This is a genomic window from Rhodococcus sp. P4_C10, from assembly GCF_056402135.1.
In genome coordinates this window covers 1-10,204 of record NZ_JBFUHZ010000072.1, presented here as the reverse complement: position 1 = coordinate 10,204, position 10,204 = coordinate 1, and the positions used below count along the sequence as shown (strand labels likewise).

At 72.3% G+C, this 10,204-nt stretch carries 10 protein-coding genes; 6 read left to right on the top strand and 4 right to left on the bottom strand.

Going from position 1 to position 10,204, the window contains the following annotated elements; genetic code table 11:
• The 6 genes from AC1DWC_RS26150 to AC1DWC_RS26125 form a co-directional block, all read left to right on the top strand.
• Positions 1-826 (top strand): vWA domain-containing protein (locus tag AC1DWC_RS26150; RefSeq protein ID WP_477912733.1); only part of this gene is annotated, 826 nt, incomplete at its 5' end.
• Positions 827-855: 29 nt separating this feature from the next.
• Positions 856-1,476 (top strand): cob(I)yrinic acid a,c-diamide adenosyltransferase, encoded by a 621-nt coding sequence (cobO, locus tag AC1DWC_RS26145; RefSeq protein WP_072846358.1) that lies wholly within the window; start codon positions 856-858, stop codon positions 1,474-1,476.
• Positions 1,470-2,882 carry a cobyrinate a,c-diamide synthase gene (locus tag AC1DWC_RS26140; RefSeq protein WP_477912730.1) on the top strand — a complete coding sequence of 471 codons (1,413 nt, stop codon included), beginning with the start codon at positions 1,470-1,472 and terminating at the stop codon, positions 2,880-2,882. Before cobO ends, AC1DWC_RS26140 begins: the two co-directional genes overlap by 7 nt.
• On the top strand, positions 2,875-3,240 hold the full coding sequence (locus AC1DWC_RS26135; RefSeq protein ID WP_477912728.1) for a cobalamin biosynthesis protein: 366 nt from the start codon (positions 2,875-2,877) through the stop codon (positions 3,238-3,240). Before AC1DWC_RS26140 ends, AC1DWC_RS26135 begins: the two co-directional genes overlap by 8 nt.
• A gap of 33 nt (positions 3,241-3,273) precedes the next feature.
• Entirely contained in the window at positions 3,274-4,500 is a 1,227-nt protein-coding gene (gene cobA, locus AC1DWC_RS26130) for a uroporphyrinogen-III C-methyltransferase (RefSeq protein WP_072846388.1), read from the top strand.
• 86 nt (positions 4,501-4,586) lie between these two features.
• On the top strand, positions 4,587-5,990 hold the full coding sequence (locus AC1DWC_RS26125) for an MFS transporter (RefSeq protein WP_477912735.1): 1,404 nt from the start codon (positions 4,587-4,589) through the stop codon (positions 5,988-5,990).
• A 67-nt stretch (positions 5,991-6,057) separates the two neighbouring features.
• Here the strand turns inward: AC1DWC_RS26125 and AC1DWC_RS26120 are convergent, their stop codons facing one another.
• The 4 genes from AC1DWC_RS26120 to AC1DWC_RS26105 all read right to left on the bottom strand — a co-directional run.
• The gene (locus AC1DWC_RS26120) at positions 6,058-7,290 is read right to left on the bottom strand and encodes an FAD-dependent oxidoreductase (protein ID WP_477912726.1); all 1,233 of its coding nucleotides are present in this window, start codon (positions 7,288-7,290) and stop codon (positions 6,058-6,060) included.
• 127 nt (positions 7,291-7,417) lie between these two features.
• Positions 7,418-8,383, bottom strand: coding sequence for a hypothetical protein (locus AC1DWC_RS26115; RefSeq protein ID WP_477912724.1), 966 nt, complete (start codon positions 8,381-8,383; stop codon positions 7,418-7,420).
• A gap of 211 nt (positions 8,384-8,594) precedes the next feature.
• The gene (locus tag AC1DWC_RS26110; protein WP_477912722.1) at positions 8,595-9,146 is read right to left on the bottom strand and encodes a hypothetical protein; all 552 of its coding nucleotides are present in this window, start codon (positions 9,144-9,146) and stop codon (positions 8,595-8,597) included.
• A gap of 30 nt (positions 9,147-9,176) precedes the next feature.
• Positions 9,177-10,204: IPT/TIG domain-containing protein (locus AC1DWC_RS26105; RefSeq protein ID WP_477912721.1), on the bottom strand; the 1,028-nt coding region annotated here is incomplete at its 5' end.

The window sequence follows — 10,204 nt, the reverse complement described above, 5'->3', positions numbered from 1 at the left end:
GCGGCAGGCCGGCGCGCCGTCGGCCCAGTTCCGCGCCCGGCTGCTGCAGATCCCCGGCGTCGGCGAGGGCGCGCCCGGCCGCCGCTCCCGGTCGCGGTCCCCGCAGGGCCGCACCGTCCGCTCCACCGCCGAGCGCGGGCACGGGCTGCACCTGGTCGGCACCCTGTTCGCCGCCGCTGAGCACCAGGTGGTGCGTGGCCGGACGGCGGGCCGAATGAAGTTGGCGCCCAGTGACATCCGGGGTGCACACCGTGAGGGCCGCGAGGGAAACCTGGTGCTCTTCGTGGTCGACGCGTCGGGCTCGATGGCCGCCCGGGACCGGCTCTCCGCGGTCACCGGCGCCATCGTCTCGCTGCTGCGCGACGCCTACCAACGCCGCGACAAGGTCGCCGTGATCACCGTCCGCGGCAGCTCCGCGGAGCTGGTGCTGCCGCCCACCTCGTCGGTGGACGTCGCGGTCCGGCGGCTGGCGTCGTTGCGCACCGGCGGCAAGACCCCGCTGGCGCAGGGATTCCTGGAGGCCCGCAGGGTCGTCCTCCGGGAGAAGGTTCGGGACCCGCAACGACGCGCGCTGGTGGTGGCGCTGACCGACGGCCGCGCCACCGGCGGCGTCGACCCGGTCCAGCGGGCGAAGGTCGCCGCCGGCCTGCTCGCCGACGCGTCGGTCGCCTCGGTGGTCGTCGACTGCGAGTCCGGGATGATCCGGCTCGGGCTGGCCCGCGAGCTCGCGACGGCGCTGCGCGGCGCGTACGTCCGGCTCGACGAGCTGTCGGCAGAGCAGGTGGCCGGCGTGGTGCGCGCCGGCACGTCCAAGTTCGCGGCCTGAGTTCGGCCGGAAGAGAAGGAGTCGTCACGATGCCCAAGGGAGTCCCGCTTCCCGAGAACGTCCCCGACGACGGTCTGACCACCCGGCAGCGCCGCAACGCGCCGGTGCTGGCCGTGCACACCGGGCCCGGCAAGGGGAAGTCGACCGCCGCGTTCGGGATGGCGTTGCGCGCCTGGAACCAGGGCTTCGACATCGGGGTGTTCCAGTTCGTCAAGAGCGCCAAGTGGAAGGTCGGCGAGGAGGCCGCGTTCCGCGCGCTCGGCGACCTGCACACCGCCACCGGCGTCGGCGGCCCCGTGCAGTGGCACAAGATGGGCGAGGGCTGGTCGTGGACCCGGAAGAAGGGCAGCGACGAGGACCACGCGCAGATCGCGCTGGAGGGCTGGCAGGAGATCGCCCGGCGAATTGCCAACGAGGAGCACCGTTTCTACGTCCTCGACGAGTTCACCTACCCGCTCAAGTGGGGCTGGGTGGACGTCGACGAGGTGGTGCGGGTGCTGCGGGACCGGCCCGGCAACCAGCACGTCGTGATCACCGGCCGGGACGCGCCGCAGGCGCTGATCGACGCCGCCGACCTGGTCACCGAGATGACGAAGGTCAAGCACCCGATGGACGCCGGCCGCAAGGGCCAGCGCGGTATCGAATGGTAGAGCCGAGCGGAGCGACGAGGAGTGTCACCACACCCGCAGTCGTGATCGCGGCCCCGGCATCGGGCAGCGGAAAGACCACGGTGGCAACTGGTCTGATCGGTGCACTGCGCGCCGCCGGGGACCGGGTGGCGCCGTTCAAGGTCGGCCCGGACTACATCGACCCCGGCTACCACGGCCTGGCCGCGGGCCGGGTCGGCCGGAACCTGGACCCAGTGCTGGTGGGCGCCGACCGGATCGGCCCGCTGTACCGGCACGGCAGCGCCGGCTGCGACATCGCCGTCGTCGAGGGCGTGATGGGCCTGTTCGACGGCAAGATCTCCGACGTCGCGCCCGACGGGGCCGCCGAGGGGTCCACCGCGCAGGTGGCCACCCTGCTGGGGGCGCCGGTGGTGCTGGTGGTCGACGCCCGCGGCCACAGCCAGTCGCTGGCCGCGACGCTGCACGGCTTCGCGACCTTCGACGCCGGCGTGCGGATCGGCGGGGTGATCCTCAACCGGGTCGGCAGCGAGCGGCACGAACAGGTGCTGCGGCAGGCCTGCGAGCGGGTCGGGGTGCCGGTGCTCGGCGCGGTCCCGCGGCTCGCCGAGCTCGCCGTCCCGTCCCGTCACCTCGGGCTGATCACCGCCGTCGAACACGGCGACGCGGCCACCGACGCGGTGGCCGCGATGACGGAGCTGATCGCCCGGCACGTGGACCTCGCCGCCGTTCGCGCGCTGGCCCGCGCGGGGGCGCCCGGCCCGGCCTGGGACGCCGTCACCGAGGTGGGCGGGCCCGGCCCCGCCGCACCGGTGGTGGCGGTGGCGGGCGGCGCGGCCTTCACCTTCGGCTACGCCGAGCACCGCGAGCTGCTCGAGGCCGCCGGCGCACGGGTGCGGGTGTTCGACCCCACCGTCGAGCAGCTGCCCGCCGGCACCGCGGCGCTGGTGCTGCCTGGCGGCTTCCCGGAGGAGCACGCGCCGCAGCTCGCCGCGAACGCGGAGCTGCTGACCTCGGTGCGCGAACTGGCCCGGCGCGGGATGCCGATCCACGCCGAGTGCGCGGGCCTGCTCTACCTGGCCCGGCGGCTCGACGGGCACCCGATGGCCGGGGTCATCGGGGTCGACGCCCAGTTCGGCACGAAGCTGACCCTCGGCTACCGCGACGCGGTGGCGCTGGGGGACTCCGTGCTGCTCGAGGCCGGTGCCCGGGTGACCGGCCACGAGTTCCACCGCACCCGTCTCGACGTCACCGAGGTGGACGGCTGGACGCCCGCCTGGGGCTGGCGGGCCGCGGGGGCGTCGACCCGGGAGGGCTTCGCCGGCGGCGGCGTGCACGCGTCGTACCTGCACACGCACCCGGCCGGAAGTCCGCGGTCGGTGCGCCGATTCGTGGCCGCAGCAACAGAATTCGAGGTATCTCATGGGTGATCTGGTGGTAGGAATCGGCGTCCGGGACGGGATGGACCCGGACGAGGTGCTCGCCGCGATCAGCGAGGTGATCGACGACCCGCAGGACCTCTACGCACTGGCGACGCTCGAGCGCAAGGCCACGGAGTCGTCGATCGCCGTCGCGGCCGCCGAGCTCGGGGTGCCGGTGCTCGGCTTCACCGCCGACGAGCTCGAGGCGGTCGAGGTGCCCACCCCGTCGGGCCGGGTCGCGGACGCGGTCGGCACCCCCAGCGTCGCGGAGGCCGCCGCGGTGCTCGGTTCGGGCGGCGGCGACCTGCTGGTGCCCAAGCGCGCCAGAAATGGCGTGACCGTGGCGGTGGCCCGTAATGTCTGGTGACCTACGAGACCTACCCCTGTGAAGGAGACCGAAGTGCCTGCAGCGGCCGCTGACGAGCCCAACTACCTGGTTGGACTCAACCTGACCGACCGTCGGGTGGTGGTCGTCGGCGGCGGCACCGTCGCCCAGCGTCGACTCGGACTGCTCGTCGCGTCCGGCGCGCGGGTGCACGTGGTCAGCCGGGCCGTCACCCCGGCGGTCGAGGGGATGGCCACCGGCGGCCAGATCACCGTCGAGCTGCGCGACTACGCGGACGGCGACCTGGACGGCGCCTGGTACGCCATCGCGTGCACCGACGAGCCGGAGACCAACGCCGCCGTCGTCGCCGAGGCGGAGCGCCGCCGGATCTTCTGCGTGCGTGCCGACAGCGCCCGCAACGGCACCGCCGTCACCCCGGCCACCGCGACGTTCGACGGCCTCGAGGTGGGCGTGCTCGCCGGCGGTCGGCACCGGCGCTCGGCCGCGGTGCGCACCGCGATCGTCGACGCGCTGCAGTCGGGTTCGATCTCCGACGACGCCGAGCCGCACGTCGCGGGCGTCGCGCTGGTCGGCGGCGGCCCCGGCGACCCGGACCTGATCACCGTCCGCGGCCGGCGGCTGCTGGCCCGCGCCGACGTGGTGGTCGCGGACCGGCTGGCCCCGCCGGAGCTGCTGGCCGAACTCGGCCCGCAGGTCGAGGTCATCGACGCCGCGAAGATCCCGTACGGCCGGGCGATGGCGCAGGAGGCCATCAACGCAGCGCTGATCGACAACGCCAAGGCCGGCAAGTTCGTGGTCCGGCTCAAGGGCGGCGACCCGTACGTCTTCGGCCGCGGCTTCGAGGAGCTCGAGGCCTGCGCGGCGGCCGGGGTCCCGGTCACCGTGGTGCCCGGCATCACCAGCGCCATCTCGGTGCCGTCCGCGGCCGGCATCCCCGTCACCCACCGCGGCGTCACCCACGAGTTCGTGGTGGTCAGCGGACACGTCGCGCCGGACCACCCGGACTCGCTCACCGACTGGTCGGCGCTGGCCCGGCTCAAGGGCACCCTGGTGCTGCTGATGGCCGTCGAGCGGATCGAGAAGTTCGCGGACGTGCTGATGGCGGGCGGCCGGCCCGCCGAGACGCCGGTCACCGTGGTGCAGGAGGGCACCACCCGCTCGCAGCGGGTGCTGCGCGCCGACCTGGCGACCGTCGCGGCCCGGGTCCGCGAGGAGGAGATCCGGCCGCCGGCGATCATTGTCATCGGGCCGGTGGCGGGCTTTTCTGTTGACGCTGGGTAACGTGATCGTCCGTGCCTGAAACCACCGCAGTGAAGTACCCCGTGACGACGAGGGCCTTCGGGCTGGCCATAGTCGTCCTCGGCGGCATGCAGCTCATGATGGTGCTCGACGGCACCGTCGCCTCCCTGGCCCTGGCCCGCATCCAGGACGACCTCATCCTGAGCGATTCCGGTCGGAACTGGGTGATCACCTCGTACGCGCTGACCTACGGCGGCCTGATGCTGCTCGGCGGCCGGCTCGGCGACGCATTCGGGCGCAAACGGGTCTTCATCGGCGGTGTCGCGCTGTTCACCCTGGCCTCGCTGTTCTGCGGGATCGCGGTGGGGGAGTTCACCCTGATCGCCGCGCGCGCCCTGCAGGGCGTCGGCGCCGCGATCGCCTCGCCCACCGCGCTGGCCCTGGTCGCGACGACGTTCGCGCCGGGACCCGTGCGCAACCAGGCGATCGCCATCTTCGCGGCGATGACCGGGATCGGGTCGGTCACCGGCCTGATCGTCGGCGGGGCGCTGACCGAGGTGTCCTGGCGGTGGATCTTCCTGATCAACGTGCCGATCGGGCTGCTGATCATGGGGCTGGCGTTCGGCTCGCTGGTGGAGACCAGCGCCGAGCGACTGCGCCTGGACGTCCCCGGCGCGATCCTCGCGACCCTGGGCTGCACCGGCATCGTGTTCGGGTTCACCGAGGGCGCCGAGCTGGGCTGGGCGAGTCCCGCGGTGATCGTCGCACTGGTCGGCGGAGCCGCGCTGCTGGCGGCGTTCCTCGTCGTCGAGCGCCGGGCCGAGAACCCGCTGCTGCCGTTCTCGCTGTTCCGCAACCGGGACCGGGTCGCGACGTTCGCGGCGATCGCCCTCGTCGGCGCGGTGATGTTCAGCCTGGCGCCCTTCGTCGCGCTGTTCGTACAGGACATCCTCGACTTCACCCCGCTGCGCGCCGGCCTGGCGTTCGTGCCGTTCGCGTTCGGGCTCGGCGCGGCGGCCTTCGTGGCGTCCAAGCTGGCGGTGCGGATCCAGCCGCGCTGGCTGGTGGTGACCGGCACCGTTATCACCGCGCTGGGGCTGTTGTACGGCTCCACGCTGGACTCCTCGTCGAGCTACATGCAGGACATGTTCGCGCTGGTCGTGGTGATCGGCTTCGGCGTCGGCCTGGCCGTCGTGCCGCTGCCGCTGTGCGCGATCGCCGGGGTCGGGCAGCACGAGATCGGCCCGCTCGCCGCGATCGCCCAGGTGGCGCAGGTGCTGTTCGGCCCGATCGGGTTGGCGATCGTCGGCGCGATGGCCACCTCGCGGACCCTCTCGCTGGGCGGCATCTCGGGCCCGGCGGCCGACATGACGCCGGACCAGCTCGACGCGCTGAGCTCGGGCTACACCTTCGCGCTGCTCGGCTGCGCGATCTTCGCCGCGCTGGCCGCCGTCGTCGCGCTGTTCATCCGGTTCACCCCCGAAGAGGTCGCGCAGGCGCAGGCCGCAGAGAAGGCCGCGCAGGAGGCGTAGGCGGCTGCGCCGCCCGTGCGCGGATGTCCTCGGACCCGTCAAACGCGAGACCAGCGGAGCTGCCTGGTCAGCGCCGGGCCGCGGCCGGCGGGCGTTCGCGCACCGCGCCGTAGGCGAAGAAGTAGCCGGGCAGCCGCGACAGGCCGGGGGTCGCCATGATCGCCCGCACCACCCGCGGCGCAGTCCGTGCGCCGTCCGCGGAGACGGTCCCCGCCAGCACCGGCGAGATGACCTTGGCGTGCGCGAGGCGCTGCAGCGCCTGCGTCGCGGCGGCGGTCGGCCAGCGGCGGCGCTGGACCCGGCGCAGGTCCCCCGAGGTGACCCTGCCCGTCATCAGGGGCGCGGCGAGATGCCGGGCGGCGGCGACCGCGTCCTCGACGGCCAGGTTGATGCCGATGCCGAAGATCGGCGACATCGCGTGCGCCGCGTCCCCGATGCACAGCAGTCCCGGCAGGTGCCAGTGCCGTAGCCGGTCGAGCCGCACGTCGAGGAGTTGCACCTGGTCCCAGGACCGCAGCGCGTGCACGCGCTTGCCGAGCCAGGGTGCGGTGTCCGCGAACTGGCCCAGGAACCGGTCGAGTCCGGCGGCCCGTCGCTCGGCGTCCGTGCCCTTGGGGATCATGACGGCGCACTGCCAGTAGTCGCCGCGGTCGATCATCGCGGTGAGGAAGCGGTCTCCGGCGTTGCCGACGAGTCCCTCCGCGTCCTGCGGTGAGCGCGGCAGCCGGAACCACCAGGCGTCCATGGGGCAGCGGAACTGCCGCAGTCGCAGTTCGGGAAGTTGCCGCGCCAGCGAGCCGCGGCCGTCGCACGCGACGGTGAGCGCGGCACGCAGTTCGCCGACGGTGCCGTCCGGCGTGCGGTACCGGACGCCGGCGACCCGCCCGTCCTCGCGGAGGAACGAGGTCGCCTCGGTGCTCATCCGCAGGTCGAAGTCGAGTTCGTTGCGTCCCTCGTCCGCGAGCAGGTTCAGCAGGTCCCACTGGGGCACCATCGCGATGTACTTGTACCGGCCGGGCAGCGTGTCGAAACGGCCGACGGTGAGCCGCGTCCCGTCCCGGCCGATGGGCAACTGGACCGTGTGCACGTGACGCTGGGGCAGCCGCGCAAACCGCTCGCCGAGGCCGAGATCGTCCAGCAGCGACAGCGTCGAGGGATGCACGGTGTCACCACGGAAATCACGGAGAAAGTCGCCGTGCTTCTCGAGGACCGTGACCGGCACCCCGCACCGCGCGAGCAGCAGCCCGAGGACCATCCCGGCGGGACCCCCGCCCACTACGCAACACGTGGTCCGCTCCATCCGCACCGTTCCCCTCCCGTCCAGTCTGCGCCCGTGCGCCCGCGACGGCGTCAAACAGGTCTGGCCTCCGCTCCGGAGAGCGAAGGCCAGACCCTGGTGGTGGAGCGGTTTCAGTTCAGGTGCGACGTCACAGCCAGGCCAGCACCGGAGCGACCGGCAGGCTCTTGCTGACGATGGAACTGATGCTGGTGACGGTCTGGCTCTGGGGAGCACCAGCCGCCGTGACCGCGGGTGCCGCGAAGCTCACCGGGGTCTTGGTGTCCTGGGTGCGGTCGGCGGAGCCGTGGGCGGCGACGGTGTAGATCGAGCAGGTGTTGGCGAGGCAGTCCGAGCCGTTGACGGCGGCGGCGTCGACGGTGGCGGTCCATGCGCCGCCGACGATCTGGGTCGGACGGATGAATGCGGTCGTCATCCAGGCGCCGGCGTCGGTGACGGAGTACTTGCTGTCCTGGACGAGGCCGACGTAGATGCCCGGGCCGGTGCCGGAGAAGCCGGTGCCCGAGACGGTGATGGTCTCGCCGGCCGCGGCGACGTCGGTGGCCTTCGACAGCGTCACTGCCGGTCCGACGGGTACGACGACGGGTGCCTTGAAGGTGACCGGGGTCTTGGTGTCCTGGGTGCGGTCGGCGGAGCCGTGCGCGGCGACGGTGTAGATCGAGCAGGTGTTGGCGAGGCAGTCCGAGCCGTTGACGGCGGCGGCGACTTCGATGGTGGCGGTCCAGGCGCCGGCAGTGATGTCGGCGGGCTTGAGCCACTTGGTGGTCATCCACGCGGTCGAGTCGGTGGCGGAGTACTTGCTGTCCTGGATGAGGCCGACGTAGAGGCCCGATCCGGCGCCGGAGAAGCCCGTGCCCGAGACGGTGACGGTGTCGCCGGCGGCGGTGAGGTCGGTGGACTTCGACAGCGTCACTGCCGGTGCCGGATCCCCGGTCCCCGGGCCTTCGGGCTCCGGGGCGCTGGAACCGACGCTGCCCAGCGATCCGGTGTCGATGTCGCCGAACGGGGTGGTGAACGCTCCTGCGACGCCGGCGGACATCGTCCACGCGATCGTGGCGGCAACGGCCGCGGTCGCTGCCTTGTTGAACGTGCGCATGTTCCTGCTTTCTTGTGTGAGCCGCCGTGACGGCACCAGCTGACGGGGTGAGAGTTAGGAAAAGCTAACCTAAATTCTGATGGTTTGTCCAGGGATGAACTGGACAGATCTCACTACGTTCGACGGCAATTCGTGGGCATAAATCTGCAGGTCACGGCAGATTTGGGCGCGCGAGTACCCGGCCGTCGGTCGGTCGTGTGCGAACGGGCAGTCAGGAACTCCGGCGGCGCATTGCGAACGTCGTTGCCACGGCGATCGCGGCTCCGACGCCGCCCCCGATCAGGAGCGGTGCGATCCAGGCGGTGCCCTCCGTGAACGTGCTGGAGAGACTGCGGAGCGCGGCGGGGGAGTCGGAGTCGGAGCCGCCCGACGCCGAGGTTCCGTCGGCCGCGGCCGCGGCCAGTGCGGCCTCCTTTGCGCCTGCCGGGTCGTCGCCGAAGGTGACCGGCGTCTGGCTGTCCTGGCTGCGGTCACTCGAGCCGTGCGCGGCAATGGTGTAGACGGAACAGGCGTTCTTGGTGCAGTCGGAGTCGCCCTTGACGGCCATCACGTCCATGGTGGTGGACCAGGCGCCGTCGACGATCTTGTTCGGCGTGATGAACGCCGTGGTCATCCAGGCCCCCGCGTCGGTGGTGGAGAACTTGTCGTCCTGGATCAGGCCGGCGTAGATGCCGGGGCCGCTGCTGGAGAACCCGGTGCCCGAGATGGTGATGGTGTCGCCGTCGACCTTGAGGCCGCTCGACTTCGACAGGGTGACTGCCACGGTGTTTCCCGCTCCCACTTTGCCCTTCGTCTACACCGCCGTGCCCACCTTTGCCCCGCCCGCCGTGTTGTTGGATGCGGGATTGACCGCCAGCTTGCCGGTCGTGTCCGGCGCGACGCCGCCGGCGAAGCTCACCGGGGTTCGGGAGTCCTGGCTGCGGTCACTCGAGCCGTGTGCGGCGACGGTGTAGATCGAGCAGGTGTTGCTCATGCAGTCGAAGTCGCCCACGACAGAGGGGAGTTCCATGGTCGTGGACCAGTTGCCGCCGGAGATCGACTCCGGCTCGAGGAAGGCGGTCGTCATCCACGCCGACGCGTCGGTGGCGGAGAATCGGTTGTCCTGGACGAGGCCGACGTAGAGGCCGGGTGCCGCTCCGGAGAGTCCGGAACCGGAAATGGTGACGGTCTCGCCGGCCGGCGCGAGGTCGGTGCCCTTCGACAGCGTCACCGACAGGTTGGGGTTGGAGGTCACCGTGCCGCCGCCGGTTCCGGGACTGCCTCCCGCGGGGGTGCCGGGACCGGCGGGTGCGTCGGGTGATCCCGGGGTTCCGGGTGCTCCTGGGGTACCGGGCCCGGCCGGTGCGTCGGGTCCTGCCGGGGTTTCGGGGGTCCCGGGTCCGGCGGGTGTGCTTGGTCCCGCCGTGCCGCCGCCGAAGCTGATGCGGGTGACGGTGTCCTGGCTGCGGTCGGACGACCCGTGGGCGGCCAGGGTGTAGACGGCGCAGGCGTTGGCGATGCAGTCGCTGCCGGCGAACGTGGACGAGACGTTGAGCTTTGCCGACCAGGATCCGCCCGGCATGTCGGACGGCTTGATGAACTTCGCGTCCTGGAAGACCGAGGCGTCGGTGACCGAGAACCGGTTCATCTGGGCGACACCGATGTAGAGACCCGGCCCGGAGGTCGAGAAGCCGCGGCCCGTGACGGTGATCGTGTCGCCGGCGGCGCTGAGTCCGCTGGTCCGGTCGGCGCTCACGCTCGGCCCGTTGCCCGTCGGGGGCTTGGCGGTCGTCGTGGGCGGCTTGGTGGTGGTGGGTGGCGTCGTGGTGGTCGGCGGCGGCG